Source organism: Planktothricoides sp. SR001, assembly GCF_001276715.1.
Lineage (GTDB): Bacteria > Cyanobacteriota > Cyanobacteriia > Cyanobacteriales > Laspinemataceae > Planktothricoides > Planktothricoides raciborskii.
Genome location: NZ_LIUQ01000031.1, coordinates 1 through 21,197 on the forward strand (window position 1 = coordinate 1; position 21,197 = coordinate 21,197).

The following is a 21,197-nucleotide window of genomic DNA, read 5'->3' on the forward strand; positions in this document are numbered from 1 at the left end:
CGGTTTTGCCCACCCCGGTCGGCCCAGAGAAGATAAAAGAGGCGATGGGACGGTTGGGGTTTTTCAGTCCGACCCGGGCGCGACGAATGGCGCGGGATACGGCTTTGACCGCATCGTCTTGTCCGATCATCCGCTGGTGCAGGGTGTCTTCCATGTGCAGTAGTTTTTCCGATTCGGATTCGGTCAGCTTGTTGACCGGGACGCCAGTCCAGGAGGAGACAATGTGGGCAATGTCTTCTTCGGTGACGACTGGGGCAATTTCCGGGGTTTGGCTGCCGTCTTTCTTTTTGTTTTGCGCGATCGCCCGAATTTGTTCTTTTATTTCCAATTCGCGATCGCGCAGTTCTCCGGCTTTATCGTAGTCTTGAGAACGCACCGCCTCATCTTTTTCTTTCAGGACTTGGCGCAGTTCTTTGTCCAATTCCTTCGCAGCAGGAGGCAACTGGGAGTTAATTAAACGGACTCGGGAACCGGCTTCATCAACTAGGTCAATGGCTTTATCCGGGAGATAGCGGTCGGAAATATAGCGATCGGACAGTTTCGCCGCTGCGTCCAGGGCTTGATCGGAAATTTTCAGTTTATGGTGTTCTTCATAGCGATCGCGCAAACCAAAGAGGATTTCGATCGTTTCTTCTACGGTCGGTTCGCCTACCATCACCGGCTGAAAACGACGTTCCAGGGCGGCATCCCGTTCGATATGCTTGCGATACTCATCCAGAGTGGTTGCCCCAATGCATTGGAGTTCGCCCCGGGCTAAAGCCGGTTTGAGAATATTCGCCGCATCGATCGCCCCTTCCGCTGCCCCAGCCCCAATCAGGGTATGGACTTCATCAATCACTAGGATAATATCTCCCTGAGAGCGAATCTCATCCATAATGCTTTTCAGCCGTTCTTCAAATTCGCCCCGATACTTGGTTCCCGCCACCAGCAAGCCGATATCCAGAGTGACAACCCGCTTGTTTTCCAGGATGTCGGGGATATCTCCCGTGACAATGCGTTGGGCCAGACCTTCGGCGATCGCGGTTTTGCCGACCCCCGGTTCTCCAATCAACACGGGATTATTCTTAGTCCGGCGACCGAGAATTTGGATCACCCGTTCAATTTCTTTCATCCGACCCACCACGGGATCGAGTTTGCCCTCGACGGCCAATTGGGTTAAATTCGTGCCAAACTCATCCAGAGTGGGAGTTTTTTGTCGGCCTTTGCTGCCACCAGCCCCAGGGGTGACTTCGGCAGTTTCTCCCAGCATCCGAATCACCTCAGTGCGGACTTTGCTCAGGTCAACTCCCAAATTTTCCAACACTCGTGCCGCCACCCCTTCCCCTTCGCGGATCAACCCCAGGAGCAAATGTTCTGTGCCGATATAATTGTGACCTAATTGGCGGGCTTCTTCTAAGGATAGTTCTAAAACCCGCTTGGCGCGAGGAGTGAAGGGAATTTCCACCGCCACGAAGCCAGAACCGCGACCAATAATTTTTTCTACTTCAATCCGGGCATCTTTAAGATTTACCCCCATTGCCTTAAGAACTTTGGCCGCGACCCCAGTTCCTTCTCCAATGACACCCAGTAAGATTTGCTCCGTACCCACGAAGTTATGGCCCAGACGGCGGGCTTCCTCCTGAGCGAGCATAATCACTTTAATTGCTTTTTCTGTGAAGCGTTCAAACATGGCTTTTTTCCCTCAAGAGACACTTATGGCACTAAATTCCCTGCGAAGGTACAGAGATGACTTTTCATATAGTGCTTTAAATTTAGCTCAAATTACAAGGCGGATTACCTCACTGTTTTTAGATATGTTTACCGAAGGCAAACCTACTTTCCATGAGATCGATCCCTGTTGTGCCACATTATAGAGTCAATTTGTGTTTCTGGGGGCACGAAATCTGAATGGCTGGTTTTTGGTCGTCCAGGGAGAATCCGGCGCCGGGGAGTCAGAGCCGGCGATCGCACCGATCCTTCCCTTATCCCTACCATAAACCCTGATGAGCTTCTAAGTTTACAGGCAGGAATAAATGCACCACAGACTCCATTAGAAGAAAAACTGTCATTCCCGCGCAGGCGGGAATCCAAAGCTTATCGGCGGGGAACGAAAAGTGCAATTAATTATGTTCACCTACTTATGTGATATTTCTGAATAATAAATCGTTGATTCCTGGTTAATCTATGGCTACACATCAAACATTAAATTTAGGGGATATTCAGCTTTCTTATTGGGAATGGAACCAAGGGAAAGAACCATTGCTGTTGTTGCATGGGTTGGCTAATCATGCCCTGGTTTGGGCAAGTTTGGCCGAATATTTACGCGATCGCTATCATATTGTGGCGGTGGATATGCGCGGACATGGTGATAGCAGTAAGCCCAAAACTGGCTATACCTTTAAAGAGGCGATCGCGGACTTAGAAGCATTATTAGACCATTTAGGGTGGCAATCTACCCATATCGTCGCTCATTCTTGGTGTGGCAAACTAGCCCCAATTTGGGCAGTAAAATCCCCCCATCTAATTCGCAGCATGGTATTAGTTGACCCGATTTTCATCACCAAAATGCCAGCGGCCATGAAACTCACCTTTCCTATTTTATATCGAGTCTTACCATCCTTAAAAGAAATTGAACCAGTCCCCACATATCAAGCCGCAGAAAACCGCGCCAAAGCATTACCCCTTTATCAAGGATGGAGTCTGGAACAACAACAAATATTTCAAACCGGAATAGAACAAAAACCCGACGGAACTTGGGCAAGTAAATGTACCATTGAAGCCCGAAACGAGATATTTGAAGAAGTAATGCGCGTCCCCGGGCTTACCGAACCGATTCAGATTCCCACTTTATTTGTGCAACCGGAAAAAGGGGTTAATCGGATGGAATGGCAACTCAAACCTTACAAAACGTACTTAAAAAAATTACGCATTTGCCAAGCCCCAGGCAACCATTGGCCATTCTTAGTAGAACCGGCAGCATTTAACCGCATTGTCGAAGAATTTCTAGCCGAACAACAACCCCAGAAACCGGGTTTCTTCAGATAAACTTTGCCACCAACCAACAACTTTTATAGAAACCCGGTTTCTTCTTTGCCGAAGTCAAATAACCCAAAAACCCAACCCCAGAAACCGGGTTTCTTCAGACAACCTTTGCCACCAACCAACAACTTTTATAGAAACCCGGTTTCTTCTTTGCCGAAGTCAACTCCCCAGAAACCGGGTTTCTGCTGTAAATATCAAAGTTATCTGTTTTTAGCGAAAAAGAAACCCGGTTTCTTGAGGTTACTTGCGGGGGTAGAGAAACCGGGTTTCTGTTGTGGATATCAAGGTTATCTGTTTTTAGCGAACAAGAAACCCGGTTTCTTGAGGTTGCTTGCTGGGGTAGAGAAACCGGGTTTCTTTAGACAAACTTTGCCACCAACAAACAAATGTCATAGAAACCCGGTTTCTTTTTTGCCGAAGTCGAAGCGCCAGAAACCCGCTAGAATAAAATAGCCCTTACCCACATCAAGCAGATGAGTCTGTGCATCAACCCCAACTGCCAAAAACCGCAAAACCCTGACAATCAGCTATTTTGCCAAACCTGTGGATCGGAACTTCTCCTCGCAGGACACTACAAAGTCACTCAACTCCTCAGTGACAAAGGAGGTTTTGGCAAGACTTACCAGGTGGAAGATTTATATGACAATAACAAAGTCAAAGTCTTAAAAGTGCTGACTTTGAACATTGCCAAAGCGGTGGAACTTTTCCAACAAGAAGCAGCAGTTCTCAAGCAACTACGGCATCCAGGAATTCCCCAGGGAGATGGATATATTGAATTTTTTCCCAAAAATAGCCAAAATCCCGTGCATTGTTTTGTCATGCAATATATCGAGGGGATGGACTTAGAAGAATATCTGGGGCAACGGGGGCGTCCCATTGACCAAAAGATGGCTTTAAAGTGGTTAAAAGAAATTGCGGAAATTCTCCAAGTGGTGCATGGAGAGAATTTTTTCCACCGGGATATTAAGCCTTCTAATATTATGCTCCAACCTAATGGCAAGTTGGCCTTAATTGATTTTGGCACAGTCAGGGAAATGACCGGGACTTATATGGCTAAACAAAATAGTGGGGCAATTACGAAAATTAGTTCCGCAGGGTTTACCCCACCGGAACAAGAGAATAACCGGGCAGTTCCCCAGTCGGATTTTTTTGCCTTGGGGCGAACTTTTGTCTATTTGCTGACGGGGAAACTGCCCACTGACCCGGCAATTTATGATTCCTATAATAATGAGTTAAAGTGGCGGGGGTTTACTAAAGAGATATCGCCACTGTTGGTAGATTTTATTGATGAGTTGATGGCAGGAAAAGCCAGTCAGCGACCGGATAATCCCGGAGTGATTTTACAGAGATTAGCAGAAATAGAATATCAGCTTTATCCGCCACCAAAACCGATACCAAAACCGCAGCCACCAAAACCAAAGACTCAAACAGTTCCTCCTACTCTTGTTTCTCAGCCATTTTTGAGTCGCCGCAAGTTGATTAAAATTGCGGGGTTTGCGGGAGTGGGAATTATGGGAGGGTATGTGTGGCAGGAAGTTTGGTCAGATCCCCCCCAACCCCCCCTTAAAAAGGGGGGGCAAGAAGATTCTCCCCCCGTTTCAAGCGGGGGGCAAGAAGATTCTCCCCCCGTTTCAAGCGGGGGGCAAGAAGATTCTTCCCCCTTTTCAAGGGGGGCAGGGGGGGATCGCTTTTCTTTTACAACGGTGAAAGTAAATGATCGAGGAGAAAAAATTAACTCCGAATCACTGCAAGCAGAATATTCCAGAGAAGACTTAGGTAATGGTGTCACTCTGGATATGGTGGCTATTCCAGGGGGGACATTTATGATGGGTTCCCCAGAAACAGAGAAAGAGAGAAGTAGCAGCGAAGGGTCGCAGCGTTCGGTGACAGTACCCGCTTTTTTTATGGCTAAATACCCCGTGACTCAGCAGCAGTGGCAAGCAGTGATGGGAAATAATCCCTCTAATTTTAAAGGGCTAAATCGTCCGGTGGAAAATGTTAGCTGGAATGATGCAGTGGCATTTTGCCAAAAGTTATCGCAAAAAACGGGTAAAAATTATCGTTTGCCTTCGGAAGCAGAATGGGAATATGCTTGTCGCGCAGGAACTACCACCCCTTTTTATTTTGGGGAAACGATTACTACGGATTTAGCGAATTACGACGGAAACTACACTTATGGTAATGGGCCAGAAGGGGTATATCGTAGGGAAACTACTGATGTAGGCAGCTTTCCGCCCAATGCTTTTGGACTCTACGATATGCACGGGAATGTCTGGGAATGGTGTGCAGACCATTGGCATGAAAATTATAATGGTGCGCCGACCGATGGCAGTGCTTGGACATCTCGGGGAAATTCTAATCTGAGGCTGTTGCGTGGCGGCTTCTGGTACGACGGTCCCTGGTTTTGCCGTTCGGCGCATCGTAACTACCACGTTCCGGGCCTTCGGTATCGCTTTGTTGGCTTCCGTATTGGGATCTCCCTGCCGAGAACTTAATTTCCCTCTGCTCTTTTTCCCTCTTTCCCTCCCCCCTTCGCGCTTTGCGCGAAAAATTTTTTTTTCAAAAATGGCTGCCAACCTTATCCGAAAATAAAATATATCCGCGTTTGTCCCTAAGAAAAGAAACCGGGTTTCTGTGGTGATATCCGCAGTTATCTGTTTTTCGCGAAAAAGAAACCCGGTTTCTGGGGGTTTCTTGCGGGGGTAGAGAAACCGGGTTTCTTTTGTGGATATCCGCAGTTATCTGTTTTTTGCGAAAAAGAAACCCGGTTTCTGGGTCCCAACAGGAGGCGATCGCGACACAAGAAACCGGGTTTCTGTTGTGGATATCCGCAGTTATCTGTTTTTTGCGAAAAAGAAACCCGGTTTCTGGGGGTTGCTTGCGGGGGTAGAGAAACCGGGTTTCTGTTGTGGATATCCGCAGTTATCTGTTTTTTGCGAAAAAGAAACCCGGTTTCTGGGGGTTTATTGCGGGGGTAGAGAAACCGGGTTTCTGTTGTGGATATCCGCAGTTATCTGTTTTTTGCGAAAAAGAAACCCGGTTTCTGGGGGTTTCTGGGGGTTGCTTGCGGGGGTAGAGAAACCGGGTTTCTTTTGTGGATATCCGCAGTTATCTGTTTTCAGCGAAAAAGAAACCCGGTTTCTGGGTCCCAACAGGAGGCGATCGCGACACAAGAAACCGGGTTTCTGTGGTGGATATCAGAAGTTATCTGTTTTTTGCGAAAAAGAAACCCGGTTTCTGGGGGTTGCTTGCGGGGGTAGAGAAACCGGGTTTCTGTTGTGGATATCCGCAGTTATCTGTTTTTTGCGAAAAAGAAACCCGGTTTCTGGGGGTTTCTGGGGGGTGGGAAAAGATCGCGCATTCTGCCACCAATACATTAACATCTTCATCTAAGTACAAACGAATAAATAAACTATTCACAATACTATTCACAAATCTCTCACTAATGGATCAATCAGTTCATCGGGAATGCGGTTTTGCTCGATATAACGATTAATTTCCGCTTGATGATCGCTGTAGTAAGTTAATGCGCCAAAAACTTGTGCTAAAGTTAAATGAGGCATTCCTTTGGAAATTTCTTCTGGTGCGACACCCATGCGCCAAGTTTCTACAATTGCTCTAACGGGTGTACGAGTGCCTCGGACAATTGGTTCTCCGTGCAAAATCTCATCATCTCGTACAATGTAAAGATACTCTGTTGCTTGAACCATGATTACCTTCAAAATTCATAAATTATTGATGGGTTAAGGCTCGGTTTTAATTCGCTTTTGAAACCCTAAATTTAGGGCAAGCTAACGCACCATACCACTGGCATTTTTATTTTACCATAAAAACTATCCCAGAAACCGGGTTTCTGTTGTGGATATCCGCAGTTATCTGTTTTTTGCGAAAAATAAACCCGGTTTCTGGGGGTTTCTTGGGGTTGCTTGCGGGGGTAGAGAAACCGGGTTTCTGTTGTGGATATCAAAGTTATCTGTTTTTTGCGAAAAAGAAACCCGGTTTCTGGGGGTTTCTTGGGGTTGCTTGCGGGGGTAGAGAAACCGGGTTTCTATTGTGAATATCAAAGTTATCTGTTTTTAGCGAACAAGAAACCCGGTTTCTTTGTCCGCTAAATTAATTCACTAGGAGTCATAATATTGGTATCGATTAAAATCTTCATAGGTCGTATTTTTCCTTGAGGGCTTCCCATCGTGCTTCATCTGCATCGAAATCGGGGGGCGCAGGTTCGGTCTTTTCAAATAAACCGGCAAATGCTTTAATTTTGGAAGCGCGTTTGAGTTTTGGCTGTTCTGCTGATTGTTCGGGGGCTGACCCGTTAGGTTCTGGATTTGCCGTCATCGATCGCAATAAAATAATTTCTACTTCTCCTGGGGGAATATTCAGCGGTTCCGCTAAAATTAAATTACCGGCGCGATCGATGGTTCCTGTGGTTTTGTAAGCTTGCATATTTTATCTCCTTATTTTACCCTCTATTGTAGCACTTGGGGGTAGAGAAACCGGGTTTCTGTTGTGAGTATCAAAGTTATCCGTTTTTAGCGAAAAAGAAACCCGGTTTCTGGGGGTTACGATAAAAACCTGTAGGGGCGAAGCATTCGGGCGATTAATTTTGGCAAAAAACCGATAACCTCATACCCGAATGCTTCGCCCTAATTTTGGGGTGACTGGGTTTGTTCACAATATCAGGGCGGCATTGCATTCGGGTATGAAATTATGCTAAATATCGGAGATTAATCGCCCGAATTCTTTGCCCCTACAGACTATCTCAGAAACCGGGTTTCTTGAGGTTTCTTGGGGTTTCTCTATCTTATATCTGATTTACTCTCAATAATTCCCTCCGCTTCTAATACCATATTCCGCAATCCTGAAATCATTGAATCCGGCGCATTTTGCCATAAACCCCGTTCTTTTGCTTCTAACAACCGTTCCGCCATATCCCGCAATGCCCAAGGATTTTTCTGCTGGATAAAATCCTGCACTTTCTCATCAAAAATATAGGCATTTGCTACCCCTTCATACATATAGTCTTGCACGCAATTTGCTGTAGCATCGTAGGCAAATAAATAGTCTACAGTCGCGGCAATTTCAAACGCCCCTTTATATCCGTGACGCATTACCCCAGCGATCCATTTGGGATTAATTACTCGCGATCGATAGACCTTGGCAATTTCTTCCCGCAATTGTCGCACTTTCGGTTTTTCGGGAATGGAATTATCCCCAAAATAAGTTTGCGGATTTTTGCCGGTGACAGACCGAACCGCTACGGTTAAACCTCCTTGAAATTGATAGTAATCATCGGAGTCTAATAGGTCATGTTCGCGGTTATCTTGGTTATGTAATACTATTTGCATTTCTTTTAACCGCTGGTTAAATGCTTCGGGGGCAGAATGCCCTTCCACATTGCTAGTAGAAGTGCCGGTATAAGCATAGCTACTCCAATTAATATAAGCCCGGGCTAAGTCTTCATCAGTTAACCAGTTTTGTTCTTCAATTAACCCTTGCAGTCCAGCCCCATAAGCCCCCGGTTTACTACCAAAAACCCGATAGTGCGATCGCGCCTTTGCCTGTTCTGAATTAAGTCCTAATTCTTGCCAAATTTTAGTTTCTGTTTGTACTTGAAAAGCCAAAGGATTTTGGTCTGGGGGTTCCTCCAAACTTGCCACCGCATTTACTGCGCGATCGTATAAATCAATCAAATTCGGAAAGCCATCCCGGAAAAAACCAGAAATTCTTAAAGTCACATCAACCCGAGGACGACCTAACACCGATAAAGGGATAATTTCTATATCCACTACCCGACGAGAAGGGCCATCCCAAACCGGACGAACGCCTAATAATGCTAACGCTTCGGCAATATCATCTCCCCCGGTTCGCATGGTGGAAGTTCCCCAAATTGATAACCCTAAAGTTTTGGGATATTCGCCATTTTCTTGAGTATAACGTAAGATGACTTCATCCGCCGCTTTGCGGCCAATATCCCAAGCGGTTTCTGTGGGAATAGCGCGAATATCTACGGAGTAAAAATTGCGTCCGGTGGGCAATACTTCCGGTCTGCCTCTGGTGGGAGCACCAGAAGCCCCACTAGGCACATATCCGCCATTTAATCCATGTATTAATTGGCTAATTTCTTGCGGAGTTTCTTGTAGGGCTGGAAAGAGAAACTGGCGAATCCAGTTTAATTCTTGTTCCGTGGATTTTCCGGGTATTGCCGATAAATTTATTTTTAGATTATCCTGTAGGGGCGATTCGCGAATCGCCCCTAAATTTAGGGTAAAATTAGAAAATTTTCCGGGGTTTTGCATCACCTGTTCGACTAATTCGGCGGCGATATTTTCTAACTGTTCGATCGCTTCTCCAATATGCCCATATTGGGGATGGATGAAAGCGGGATCGACGGTTAAGGGGTCAAAATCTAGCCCTAAATCTTCTGCTAATGCACGAGTTAATCCCATCCGACCCACACCAGGACAACGGGCGATCGCGACGATTAAATCTCGTAATTGTCTGCCTTGGGGACATTGACCAAATATATGCAGCCCATCGCGAATTTGTGCCTCTTTTAACTCACAGAGATATCCGTCTAAATTGGCAATAATATCGGTAATTTCATCATCCTTAGCGGCGGATTTTGACTGATTTACATTATTATTATCCGATAAAGATAACTCCTGGTGTAAATTTTGGTCAAAAATCAACTTACTGAGGCGATCGCGAATAATTGAGACCCGTTTTGGGTCTAAATTTTGGGCTTCGTAATACTCATCAATCAATCTTTCCAATTCCAACAGCGGCCCATACAACTCAGCGCGAGTCATTGGTGGGGTTAAATGGTCGATAATCACCGCCTGGGCGCGGCGTTTTGCCTGGGAACCTTCCCCTGGGTCATTGACAATAAACGGATATAAATTTGGCCAAGGCCCAAGGGCAATTTCGGGATAACAATTTTCCGATAAAGCTACCCCTTTACCCGGTAGCCATTCTAAATTTCCATGTTTGCCGATATGCACCATTGCATCAGCCTGAAAATGCTGTTTTAGCCAATAGTAGAACCCTAAATAATGATGAGTCGGTTCTAAATCCGGTGCATGATAATTGAAACTAGGGTCAAGGTCATAGCCTCTAGAGGGTTGAATTCCCACAAAGATATTCCCCAACTGAATCCCAGAAATGGGAATATCACTATTTAATATAGTCTCTGGATTTTGCCAGCGATCGCTAATTTGGGCTTGCACTTCTGGCGGCAATGTGCTAAAATAACTCTGATACTCTCCCTGGGGTAACTGTTGCCAAACCGGGCGAAATGTTTGCCCTTCTGGGTCATTAGTAATCCCCGTAGTTAGTCGAGTAATTAACTCATCTCCATCAGCGGGAATATCGCTGACAAAATAACCCGCTTTTTGCAAAGCTTTGAGGATTTCCACACAGCTTGCGGGGGTATCCAAACCCACCCCATTCGCTAAACGACCATCACGGGTGGGATAATTAGCTAAAATTAAAGCAATTCGGCGTTTTTCTGGAGGAGTTTGCCGCAATTTTGCCCAATTTTTTGCCAAGTCAGCCACAAATTCAATGCGATCGCGCACCGGCTGATAAACTACCACGGGAGTTTCAATATTATTATCCTGAGTTTGGACTAATTTAAAAGAAATTGCCCGACTAATAATCCGTCCATCTACCTCTGGCAATGCCACATTCATCGCCAAATCGCGAGGGGAAAGTCCTTGAAATCCCGATCGCCATTGTTCCTCAGTGCCACTACTCAAAATAACTTGCAAAACTGGCACATCAAGCTGTTGCCAAAATGAGATATTATTTGATGATTTAGTATAATTTTGATCGTTAGACTGAGAATGAGACTGAGAATTACACTGAGAACTAGACACAGACTCTTGAGCGATCGCAAATCCGGTAGTATTCAAAATAACTTGAATATCTTGAAAATAAGATAAAATTTCGGCTTGCACATCGCGATCGCGCAAGGAAGAAACAAACAAAGGCACCGGGTCTAAACCTCTTTTAGCCAATGCCGCACAAAGGGCATCAATGGGGGCCATATTCCCCGCCAAATAATGAGCACGATAAAATAAAATGCCTATTTTAGAGGCAAGAAACGGGGCAAGAAACCGGGTTTTTTGAAAAAACCCGGTTTCTGAGGTTTCGGCAAGATCCCCGGTTTTTTCAAAAAACCGGGGATCTAAAAACCCGATATCTGGATTTGTTGACAGCCAATCATATCGACCCACCCTGGGCACCGAAACCGGCGCCGGAGGTTGATAATTTTTGCCCAAACAATTGTCAGCAATAAATTTCAGGGCATTCCGGGTATTTTCCACCCCGCCCTCGGTCAAATAGCGCCAAACTTGGTTAACCACCCGCAGGGGAACCGTGGAATGACCCATTAAATCTGGATCCGGGCGATCGTCTCCCGGCAACACGATCAAATAGCCGCCGGTTTGTTCCACCGTTGCTTTCACCACTTCCAACCCATAAGACCAATAAGCGCGACCCCCCAGCAGCCGCAAAATAATCGCCTCAGCCTTAGCCAAAACCTCCTCAGCATAAGTATCAATACTCAACTGCTGCTGAAGTTGTAACAAATTCGTCACCCGTAACCCAGGGAAATCCTTGGGCAATTGGGTGATAGCGGCAGAAAACACTTGAATATCCGTATCCGCAGCAGTGAGGAACACCACTGGCGCCGGGGTTTGTTCCACAAAAATGACCCCTTCCGTTTCAGAATTCCAGCCTCCGGGAATTGCAGCGAGACGGTGCATAATAATTGAATCTCCGAAAGTACAGCAATTCAGTTTAGACCATTTTTGCTGAAGCGGTAGAAAGGAGAAAGGGAAACCAGGTTTTTTCGCGATCGAGAATTTGGCAAAAACAAGAAAAAATCTGGTTTCTGGGACAAAGACCCCAGACAGATGTGGATAAGTCCTAATTTCTGAAATCTGACCAAAATATTAAAACTTTAGATAGATTTTTAGATTTTTCTGGATCGATATGGTATATTAAACAGCCAAAATTTACTAAAAACTACTCTGTGATACTCAGAACCCAAACAGGAACTACAATTAATCTGTATAATCTATAATAGACATTCATCCATCCCATTTACTCGCACTCAAATTAATTCTTTAGGAATAAGTCAGCCATTATCGAAGCGAAATCATTGGCGAAATCATCCCTCGACGGTTATATAAATTTAGAATAACTTAATAAATATTAAGGTTTTTTTGCGATCGCCTAAGCTACAATCATTCATTAAATAAAATTATTTGGTGCTATAATCAATCCAGGTTAAATTTTTCATGGCCTAAATATATGACTTAAAAATTAAAATTTATGAATTATTAATGCTAACCATAATAAAAATCAAACCCGGAAATTTTAAAGTTAATTATTTTTTTAGATTTTTGCCAGGGTTTGAGAAACTATTCTTTATGGTGTTTTCGCTTTAAATGTAATGTAAAATAAGATCGTTTTTGAGATATGCTAGATTTCGAGATAAGTTGTGAATTAAGTGGTGATGTAATCCCTCGGTTGTTCCGGGCTTTTGAGGAAATGATTTCCCCTCTAAATGCTTTATGGATTAGGGAACATTTGGCGTGTGATTTAGTGGCGACGGTCACCGCAACAAAATGTGAAGATTTTACTTTATTTTTGTCAGAAAAATTTAAAGCCCTAGTCTTGATTGGTGAAAAATCATCCGCCACCAGCCACCCAAGACAGCGAATTCAGATCGGTTTAACTTTTGAAACCGAGGCGATCGCGAGTTTTTGTAATCAATTAAGCAGTTTATCAGACTTATCCGGCGATCGCATAGCCGAAATAAAAGCAGCCTGTCAGCCCCTTGAACCCAACGATGCTAAAATCCAAAGTCAATTTACGATCCGCTTACTAGAACTTATCTCCAGCGAGGGAGCGAGCGAAGCCGAAACATCGCTGCTGAGTTATGAAAATGAATATCCATATGTGTCAATTTGTCAACCAATTGAAAATGCCTTACAGCAACAGATTAAACAAGAAAAACTCCTGTATCAAGTCACCACTCAAATTCGCCAAAGCCTAGAATTACCAGTTATTTTGTCAACAGCGGTTGAAGAAGTGCGGCGGTGTTTAGATGTGGATCGACTTTTAATCTATGAATTCGCTCAAAACCACCTACTTAAAAACTCAGACAAGTCATGCAAAAAAGAGCATTCGGCTGTCCCACCGAGTCAGACCGAATCTAATCATTATTGGGGTTGCACAACCTATGAATCGAGAACCTCATCAGAGATTCCTTCGATTCTAGAGTTAGAATTGCAAAACGATTTAGTCTCCCATTTAGACTTAAACAATATAACATCTAACCCATTGACTTTAGCCATTAGTGATATTAATATCGCCTATAAAAATCAAAAAAAATTATTAGAATTTATGCAAAAAGCTCAGGTGAAGTCTGAGCTATTGTTGCCAATTGTGGTCGAGGAAAAACTTTGGGGTCTCCTGATTGCTCATCAATGTTCTACAATTCGTGAATGGCAAGAAAACGATCGGCGATTTCTCCGAGATATTGCCGATCATTTGGCGATCGCTATTAGTCAAGCCTTGCTATATCGTCAGCTACAGGAACACAAACAAATTTTAGAAGAAAGATTTCACCATCAGAACCAAGACCTACGGGATGCCTTGATTGCCGCCGAAGCAGCCAGCCGATCTAAAAGTGAATTTTTGGCGGCGATGAGTCACGAATTGCGGACTCCTTTAACTTGCGTAATCGGGATGTCTTCCACCTTGCTCCGTTGGTCATTTGGTCAACTGAGTGATAAGCAACGCCATTATCTAAAAACCATCCATGATAGCGGCGAACATCTCCTAGAATTGATTAATGATATCCTGGAAATTTCCCAACTCGAAGCGGGCAACGCTGTGTTAAATCTGCAAAAAATTTCTTTAATTCAAATGGCGGATCAAATGTTGAGTAAAATGTCAGAAGAAGCCCGTGATAGCGAAATTTCTTTACAGAGAGACTTTCAGCTTAAACCAGAAGAAGACCAGCTAATTGCTGATTCCCGGCGAATTCAACAAATTTTTTATAACTTATTAAGTAATGCCATAAAATTCACGCCTGCTGGAGGCAAAGTGACTGTCAGAGTTTGGCGAGAATCTCATCATATGATTTTGCAAGTTGAAGATACCGGGGTTGGCATTTCTCCAGAGCATAGACCGCTGATTTTCAATAAATTTCAACAGTTAGACAGTTCATATCATCGCCGATATGAAGGAACGGGACTTGGTTTGGCTTTAACCAAACAACTCGTAGAACTACATGGCGGTTGGATTAATGTCACTTCAGAAGTGGGATTTGGGTCAATTTTTACCGTAGGATTACCCATTAAAAAATTTAACCATAATCCATCGGTCAGCGACATGGAAATGAATCATAATCCCCTAGGGGGAATTGTTTTAATTGAAGAAGATGAAGAAACTGCCACATTTTTTTGTGACTTGCTCACCAATGCTGGTTATCAAGTGGTTTGGCTGGTTGATGCCATTCATGCTCTAATGAATATAGAAGTGTTACAACCTAAATTAGTGATTATTGATACTCCTTTATCGGACATTGAAGATTGTGAACTCATCGAAGAGTTACGCAGCAACGACTCAACCAGTTTATTAAAAATATTAGTATTAATGAGTCCTGAGTTGCTCCCAGAAGATTTGACAAATTTTTGGGAAGCTGGGGCTGATGACTATTTACTTAAACCCATTAATCCAGAGTTTTTTATAAATAAAATAAAGGCTTTTTTTGCAAGTTAATTTTATGGAGATGGGGAATGTTTTTGAGGGGATATTACGGCGGTACAATATGACAGGTTCACCGAAGAGTAACATCCGGCGAAAACGCCCCTTTTTGCCCTCGTCCGATTCCACTTCCTTTAGCCTACCGGCAACCAAATAGTAGTTAAAGAGGCGATCGCGCCTCTGGATCCGATCAAAGCGGCATCGCGCTTTTTAAAGTATAGGGAAGTGGTGCGATCGCGCCTCACCACCTTCCGATATTTTCTCAGCAATATATTATGCTTAAACTAGACAGTATGTTAACGGTCAAGCCTGAACATCAGTTAGTTGAGTTATGAACAAGATTCAAAATTTCTGATGGTTTCAAAGGATTTACTTTTGGGATTCCCTGAAAATGAGTAATATTGTAAGTAGCCAAATAATCAATTTTGTAAACATCAAAGCCGCTATCCGAATATCGAATATTTTAGCTGAAGTGATGTTATGATTTACTGCTAACTCTAAGACTTTTTATACTCTCTCTTCAGTAGAATAAAGAATTTCAAAATTACTGTTCAAAATTCTGGTTAAAATAAGTAGCTTGAATTAATTCTTTTCTATCCAACAATAAATTTTTTTCATATATTTTTTCCCGATTCAGATATTCGTCTTTAACTCCTAACTGAAATGTAGGAAAAGGATATGTTTTCTGTGGTTTGATGGCAATTGAAACATCTACTTCATCACCTTCTCGGAGATTTTCCGGCAAGGGTTCTATGAGAATAATGGTTTGTCCTTGTATGTAGCCTTTCATGGGGTTGAGGATATGATAAGGTTTAACTTCTATGATTATAGAACAGAATTTACCAGCGATCGCGCCTATAAGATGGAAGGGCAAAGCATTCGGGGAATTATTTTAACTGTGAAAACGCGATTAACTGCCGGTAAGGGCAAAGCATTCGGGTAAAAAATTACCTGTAAAAACCGAGAATTAGCTGCCCGAATGCTTTGCCCCTACACCCCTACTATCCTACCTCAGCAATATCGTCCATCAACAATCAACCAACAACAAACAACAAACAACCAACAACAATCAACAATCAACTATCGCCCTAACTTTTGCCGCACACGGTCTACAAAAATATCCACTTCTTCTAACTTTAATTGGGTGGCAATTAAGGCAAATACCGCTAACCCTCCTAAACCCGCGATCGCTAATTCTAAAATCACAATTAGGAAACCCTGAGTGCCTAAAATTTGCTCAATACCCCACAAGATGCCCCAACTGGCAGCCCCGGCAACGAAACTGGCAGCAGTTAAAGAGGCGATCGCGCCACTCCAACTTAAAATCGGCAACCCATTTAATTTCCGGTCTAGCAACCACAACAATGCCACCATCGAGGTAATATTCACCCCAACTGTTGCCAAAACCAAACCCGGTGCCCCAAGACTTTGGACGAACAAATAATCGAGAATAGCATTGAGGACAATATTTACCATACTGACGCGAAATGGCGTTTCCCCATCTCCCAACGCATAAAACACGCGCACCACCACATCACGACCGAGATAAAAAAACATCCCCACCCCATAAGCCATCAACATGGGGGCGACAAACGCCGAAGCTTCTGGATTAAAAGCCCCCCGTTCATACACCACCCGGACAATGGGCACCGCCAAAACAATCATTAAAATGCCCATTGGTAGCATAGTAATTCCCGTCAACACTAACCCTTGGCGAATGCGGTCTTTTAATTCCGGCCAATTTTGCGGGTCGGCTAACCGGGAAAACACCGGCATTAAGGGCACCAACAACATATTAGAAATAATTCCTAACGGGGTTTGCACTAATAAACCGGCATAACCCAACGCGGCAGCCGCTTGAGGAATAAACGAGGCAAACCATAAATCCGTATAAACATTAATATGCAGCATCCCGGAGGAAAGGGTGGCCGGACCCATTACCTGCATCACTTCTTTCACTCCGGGACGGTTAAATTCAAACCGCAGCCGCAATGTACCCAAACCGCTACGCCATTGGGCAATTAACTGGACTAACCATTGCAAAATTGCCCCAGCGAGGGTGCCCCAAGCCAAGACTCTACCACCGAGTAAGGCATATTCTGGGGCAGTAATTTGGCTACCGAGATCCAAGGCTAAAATCCCGATCGCGCCAATTAAGGCCACACTAGAAAATAGGGGACTAATGGACGGCAACCAATATTGATCCGCAGCGTTTAAGGTGCCAAACCCAATGCCAATTAAACCCGCTAACATGGCCAACGGTGCCATAATTCTAAATTGTTCAATGGCAATATCTTTGGTCATTTGTAGGGTTTGAAAATTTTCCGGGGTCATGCCCTGGGCTAATGCTTGGGCTTCGGTAATATTCAATCCGGGCGCTACCAAAGTCATCAGAGGTTCGGCAAATATGACTAAGGCGATCGTCACCAGCAGCAATAAGCTAGTGACTAAGGTATTGATGGTTTCTACCAAGGGCCCGGCTTCTTCTTTGTCCCGCTTCGCCAATACACTGATGATGGCACTGTGAAATGGGCCATTAATTCCACCAAGGAGGATTAACAAAAATCCGGGAATTACATAGGCGTAATTATAGGCATCGAAGGCGGCACCTACCCCAAAAGCAGCGGCGATCGCTACTTGACGGACTAAGCCAAAAACTTTACTAATCAATGTGGCTACGGCCACAATTCCGGCAATTCCCGCTAAAGAACGAGCGGCTTTTTTCTGTTCAGACACGAATGGTTACGAGTTCCTATAGTGGTTTTCCTTATTTAAGCGTTAATTGGCAGTATTCTGATGGGTGAAGGGAGAAATTTTTATGATTAGTAATGTGATATGAATTACTCTTGGGGTTTAATTATATAGATATAGGGCGTTGTCCGACTTGGCGATTTATGGTATCTTATCTTTGTATTGGTCAGAAATACCCGAATGTTCTCCATGTATGGGAAATCAAGCCCGTGTAGAGGATAATCTCACTGTATTCTTTACCTCAACCCGTAATTTTAATCATCATCTGGGTAAGGGAGCGCAAGTCTATTTAGGTTCGGCGGAATTAGCGGCGGTTTGTGCTATACTAGGTAAGATTGCCACTCTTGAGGAATATATGACGATTGTGGCGCTTTCATGTTAATCCGTTTAAGGGTGATTTATACCCTTATCTCAATTTTGATGAGATTGAGGGTTTTGAGGATCTCGGACGGGTGATTCCTGTGGACAAGATGTTTAAGTTGGGGGATGTTTTGGTTTAGTATAGTTATGGAGTCAGTTGTCATAACTCACTCCTTCAGTTACTTTATAATATCAGGTAAAACTAATTTAAAGATTAATTTATATGAAGTTAATTATCAAAAATTTAGGATCGATTTAGTGCATAGTGGGGGCGGCTAGAACTGAGATTTCAAATAAAAAATCGCCTAAAAGCTTTGTCAAGTAAACTTTTGAGCCTAATTTTTGCAATTGGATTTGCATAATTTTGGCTACTAGCCCCGATATTAAGAATAAGGAGGATTTTTTACCCCCCATGTCTTATCGTTCTATTTGTAAAGTTTTGTAAGTTTTGTAAGTGTTGTAATTTTAATCCGCCAACCTCAATAGTGTAGCCCTAGACTATCAGATTTTACCAGGAGAGGAATTTTAACTATGTTTTCACCAATTCCCCTGACTCCCGTCTTTTTCAATCCCAATGATTCCCAAGATGGGAATAGTTCACCGGATTTTGGACATGATAATCATACACATATCGATACTTCTCATAACCTAAATGAACAGCATAGTAATCTGCTCTCTAATAATGACTATTATGGAGATAGCTATGGACTAAACCATAATAGTTTTAATGATTTAGATGCTCATCAACATTTTGATCCCAATCATCCTCATGGGATCGTTATCGGTAATCCAGCGGAAGAAATGAACAATTGGCATCAACAAATATCGTCAGATGCTTGTGGTATTGCTACTCAACAAAGTGCGATCGAACATATTAATCATCAATCTTATTCTCAAGAACAATTACTAAATCATGCTCAAGAAAATCATTGGTATAGCTCCCATATTGGTACACCTGCGGAAGATTTTGGTAAATTAATTACTGAACAAACTGGTGTAAATGTAGAGCATCACTATGGCGTTACAATTGATGAAATAGCTACTAAATTAAATCAACATGAGGAAGTTTTTGTAGGAGTAAGTGCCGATATAATTAACTTACCAGATCATAACTCAATTCTAGGACAAACCGCGCCTGATTTATTTGATACTCATCAATATCAAGGAGCAGAAGCTAATCATGTTGTGCAGGTAATTGGTGTTGAACTTGACCCAATTAATTCTCATAATTCCTACGTTATTGTTAATGATTCTTCATCACCAGATGGACGAGGTTTAGAAATTCCTTTTGATCAGTTTCAGGAAGCAATGAACGCTAGTCATGGTTATATTGCTTCTACTGAAATTCATCACAATAATTTAGCAGAAAACCACGATCATGGTATGGCATTCAGAGGCTGTGATGATTATGGATTTGGTAGCGATCGCAAGGATTTCTATATAGATGGACATATTCGGGGTCATTGTGTAGGACGCAAATTTTATACTGATTCATCATATCATGGTACTTATACTACTTACAAAGGTCGTATTGGTACAGATATGAATATTTACGATTCTCAAGATATTAAAGTTGGCTATATAGATGATTGTGGTCGTATTCATAATGCTCAGGGAGTAATGGTAATTTCAGACACTAATCATAGTGGTTTTGCTAATGCAGCTTATTATTTACTAAATTTGATAGGATAGGTGTATAGTTATGTTTTATTTCTCAATGTTTTTTTGAGAAAATTATGACTAAAACCCTAGAAAAATCTCAGGTAATTATATTTTAGAAAATAGGTTGGGTTAAGCGTAGCGCAACCCAACATCAAAACAAAACAAAACAAAAAAAGTTTTAATTTTATGAGTCTTGGTTCTATTATTAATGGTATTGCTAAAGTAGCAAGCGCGATCGCCCCCGGATTAATGGCAATTAATCAAACCCGCTCTATAACTACTCAAGCTAAATCTGTAGAATTAGCTCAACAGCGAGATCATGCTAACTTTGAGCTTGGTATTAAACGCATGGAATTTGACGCTAAAATGGAATTAGCACGTCAAGCAGTGAGAGCAAGAGAGCGTCAAGAAGACAAAGAATTTAGCTTACAACTTAAACAAATTGAAGCAGAAACCCTAATTCAACAAGAAAAAATGCGTCAAGTATTTAACGCATTAGAAGCCCAAAAACAAAGGGAATTTACTGAGTCGATCGAACAATTCAAAGCAGAATTACAAATAGCACTCCAAGCTGATAGTATCGCCTTTCAACGCTGGAAAACCGAAACAGATCGCCAATTTTCCCTAGAAATTACCTTACTTAATGCTCAAATTAACCGTCAAAGAGACAAACAAAACCGAGATGATCAAAGGCGCGATCGCAATAATCCCGTCTTTTCTGTAGCTGATGACATCCTCAAAACCGTTGAAAATCGCTCAGAAATTCCCTTAACTGTCTTCTTTTCTCCACCCGTCTTACGTTACGATCCCCTACCTAATGCTACCGCCCAGAGTCAATTTCCTATGATGGAAGCCACCCTTTCAGGAGCATTACGGGAATTATTCGAGCAATATACCCAGAAACAACGCCCCATTAAATTTATGGCGGGGGAATGGGTGACTAAAAATCGCCGTGCGGAGTCAGCAGTTAATGATATCTTCAGGGAATTAAATTCTATTCCCGTATTAGTCTTAGAAACGGAAGTAGAAGAATCATTTTTCAACATTAATATCGGTTTTTGGAATAATGACTTTGATGACGCAAGATTTAAAACCGTAGTGCGTAAATTCCGCTGGCAAGATACAATTAGCGAAATTTCCCAGAATCTCCTCAAAAAATGGCAACTTGAAGGGCGACAAATTCAAACAGACTACGATCGCGCGGAATTTAGTCGCCGTAGTAGAGAAACCTTCACCCATTATATGGAGCTTTTACACTGTATTCATGTGGGGATGGTGACAGATGAATATTTCTTAATTTACGCCCCAAATCGTCAATTACCCCTCTTACCTAGCCTATTGTCTGATTTATTCGATGAAGCTAATCTTCCTGATGAGGAGCGTTTAAATCTCACTAAAGCCGTGATCGACTATTCTAATCAATTGTTTGATGCTTTAGAGCAAATAGAACCAGCGATTATGATAGATTTACGTTTACAATGGGCAAATATTCTCCAAAATATTCCTTCTCGTTATACCTTTGAGGAGCAGGTAGAAAAAATCATGCAAACTTGGTTAAAACAAAGAAAGTAGAAAGTAGGTTGGGTTAAGCGACAGCGCAACCCAACAAAAAACGC

15 protein-coding genes and 1 pseudogene are annotated in these 21,197 nt (G+C 42.9%); 9 read left to right on the top strand and 7 right to left on the bottom strand.

Annotated features, from left to right (window positions below; translation table 11 throughout):
- Nucleotides 1-1,669: ATP-dependent Clp protease ATP-binding subunit (locus AM228_RS17670; protein WP_054467646.1), on the bottom strand; the 1,669-nt coding region annotated here is incomplete at its 3' end.
- A 494-nt stretch (nucleotides 1,670-2,163) separates the two neighbouring features.
- On the opposite strand from AM228_RS17670, the gene AM228_RS17675 reads away from it, so the two are divergent.
- The 4 genes from AM228_RS17675 (at nucleotide 2,164) to AM228_RS17685 (ending at nucleotide 6,414) form a co-directional block, all read left to right on the top strand.
- A complete protein-coding gene (locus AM228_RS17675) occupies nucleotides 2,164-3,024 on the top strand; it encodes an alpha/beta fold hydrolase (protein ID WP_054467648.1) in 861 nt (286 codons plus the stop codon).
- Nucleotides 3,025-3,027: 3 nt separating this feature from the next.
- Nucleotides 3,028-3,474: a hypothetical protein gene (locus AM228_RS32935; protein ID WP_156331868.1), complete on the top strand. Its 447-nt coding sequence runs from the start codon at nucleotides 3,028-3,030 to the stop codon at nucleotides 3,472-3,474.
- 20 nt (nucleotides 3,475-3,494) lie between these two features.
- Nucleotides 3,495-5,516 carry a bifunctional serine/threonine-protein kinase/formylglycine-generating enzyme family protein gene (locus AM228_RS32940; protein WP_054467650.1) on the top strand — a complete coding sequence of 674 codons (2,022 nt, stop codon included), beginning with the start codon at nucleotides 3,495-3,497 and terminating at the stop codon, nucleotides 5,514-5,516.
- 229 nt (nucleotides 5,517-5,745) lie between these two features.
- The gene (locus AM228_RS17685; RefSeq protein WP_054467652.1) at nucleotides 5,746-6,414 is read left to right on the top strand and encodes a hypothetical protein; all 669 of its coding nucleotides are present in this window, start codon (nucleotides 5,746-5,748) and stop codon (nucleotides 6,412-6,414) included.
- 35 nt (nucleotides 6,415-6,449) lie between these two features.
- Here the strand turns inward: AM228_RS17685 and AM228_RS17690 are convergent, their stop codons facing one another.
- From AM228_RS17690 to cobN, 3 genes are all read right to left on the bottom strand, one after another.
- Nucleotides 6,450-6,731, bottom strand: coding sequence for a DUF433 domain-containing protein (locus AM228_RS17690; protein ID WP_054467654.1), 282 nt, complete (start codon nucleotides 6,729-6,731; stop codon nucleotides 6,450-6,452).
- A gap of 445 nt (nucleotides 6,732-7,176) precedes the next feature.
- Nucleotides 7,177-7,467 (bottom strand): hypothetical protein, encoded by a 291-nt coding sequence (locus AM228_RS17695; protein ID WP_054467655.1) that lies wholly within the window; start codon nucleotides 7,465-7,467, stop codon nucleotides 7,177-7,179.
- Nucleotides 7,468-7,820: 353 nt separating this feature from the next.
- Complete coding sequence (cobN, locus tag AM228_RS17700; protein WP_054467658.1) at nucleotides 7,821-11,792, bottom strand: cobaltochelatase subunit CobN; 3,972 nt, start codon at nucleotides 11,790-11,792, stop codon at nucleotides 7,821-7,823.
- Nucleotides 11,793-12,510: 718 nt separating this feature from the next.
- Between cobN and AM228_RS17705 the strand changes: the two genes are divergently transcribed.
- Nucleotides 12,511-14,823, top strand: a complete 2,313-nt coding sequence (locus tag AM228_RS17705; protein WP_082348931.1) for a GAF domain-containing hybrid sensor histidine kinase/response regulator — start codon at nucleotides 12,511-12,513, stop codon at nucleotides 14,821-14,823.
- Between the two features lie 119 nt (nucleotides 14,824-14,942).
- Here AM228_RS17705 and AM228_RS36275 read toward each other — a convergent pair whose 3' ends face one another.
- The gene (locus tag AM228_RS36275; RefSeq protein WP_255353221.1) at nucleotides 14,943-15,077 is read right to left on the bottom strand and encodes a hypothetical protein; all 135 of its coding nucleotides are present in this window, start codon (nucleotides 15,075-15,077) and stop codon (nucleotides 14,943-14,945) included.
- Nucleotides 15,078-15,352: 275 nt separating this feature from the next.
- A complete protein-coding gene (locus tag AM228_RS17710) occupies nucleotides 15,353-15,598 on the bottom strand; it encodes a hypothetical protein (RefSeq protein ID WP_072160822.1) in 246 nt (81 codons plus the stop codon).
- 12 nt (nucleotides 15,599-15,610) lie between these two features.
- Between AM228_RS17710 and AM228_RS32945 the strand changes: the two genes are divergently transcribed.
- Nucleotides 15,611-15,751: a hypothetical protein gene (locus AM228_RS32945; protein WP_156331869.1), complete on the top strand. Its 141-nt coding sequence runs from the start codon at nucleotides 15,611-15,613 to the stop codon at nucleotides 15,749-15,751.
- 137 nt (nucleotides 15,752-15,888) lie between these two features.
- Here AM228_RS32945 and murJ read toward each other — a convergent pair whose 3' ends face one another.
- Nucleotides 15,889-17,544, bottom strand: coding sequence for a murein biosynthesis integral membrane protein MurJ (gene murJ / locus AM228_RS17715; RefSeq protein WP_054467662.1), 1,656 nt, complete (start codon nucleotides 17,542-17,544; stop codon nucleotides 15,889-15,891).
- 181 nt (nucleotides 17,545-17,725) lie between these two features.
- On the opposite strand from murJ, the pseudogene AM228_RS31075 reads away from it, so the two are divergent.
- The 3 genes and pseudogenes from AM228_RS31075 to AM228_RS35395 form a co-directional block, all read left to right on the top strand.
- A pseudogene (locus AM228_RS31075) lies at nucleotides 17,726-18,059 on the top strand (aconitase family protein); the annotation flags it as partial.
- 391 nt (nucleotides 18,060-18,450) lie between these two features.
- Nucleotides 18,451-19,611 carry a hypothetical protein gene (locus AM228_RS17725; protein ID WP_054467666.1) on the top strand — a complete coding sequence of 387 codons (1,161 nt, stop codon included), beginning with the start codon at nucleotides 18,451-18,453 and terminating at the stop codon, nucleotides 19,609-19,611.
- 156 nt (nucleotides 19,612-19,767) lie between these two features.
- Nucleotides 19,768-21,153, top strand: coding sequence for a hypothetical protein (locus AM228_RS35395; protein ID WP_054467667.1), 1,386 nt, complete (start codon nucleotides 19,768-19,770; stop codon nucleotides 21,151-21,153).
- The last annotated feature ends 44 nt before the right edge of the window (nucleotides 21,154-21,197 follow it).

Coding starts and splice junctions, on each gene's coding strand:
- AM228_RS17675 (WP_054467648.1), top strand. CDS start 2,164: ATGGCTACACATCAAACATTAAATTTAGGGGATATTCAGCTTTCTTAT.
- AM228_RS32940 (WP_054467650.1), top strand. CDS start 3,495: ATGAGTCTGTGCATCAACCCCAACTGCCAAAAACCGCAAAACCCTGAC.
- AM228_RS17690 (WP_054467654.1), bottom strand. CDS start 6,731: ATGGTTCAAGCAACAGAGTATCTTTACATTGTACGAGATGATGAGATT.
- AM228_RS17695 (WP_054467655.1), bottom strand. CDS start 7,467: ATGCAAGCTTACAAAACCACAGGAACCATCGATCGCGCCGGTAATTTA.
- cobN (WP_054467658.1), bottom strand. CDS start 11,792: ATGCACCGTCTCGCTGCAATTCCCGGAGGCTGGAATTCTGAAACGGAA.
- AM228_RS17705 (WP_082348931.1), top strand. CDS start 12,511: ATGCTAGATTTCGAGATAAGTTGTGAATTAAGTGGTGATGTAATCCCT.
- AM228_RS17710 (WP_072160822.1), bottom strand. CDS start 15,598: ATGAAAGGCTACATACAAGGACAAACCATTATTCTCATAGAACCCTTG.
- AM228_RS32945 (WP_156331869.1), top strand. CDS start 15,611: ATGATAAGGTTTAACTTCTATGATTATAGAACAGAATTTACCAGCGAT.
- AM228_RS17725 (WP_054467666.1), top strand. CDS start 18,451: ATGTTTTCACCAATTCCCCTGACTCCCGTCTTTTTCAATCCCAATGAT.
- AM228_RS35395 (WP_054467667.1), top strand. CDS start 19,768: ATGAGTCTTGGTTCTATTATTAATGGTATTGCTAAAGTAGCAAGCGCG.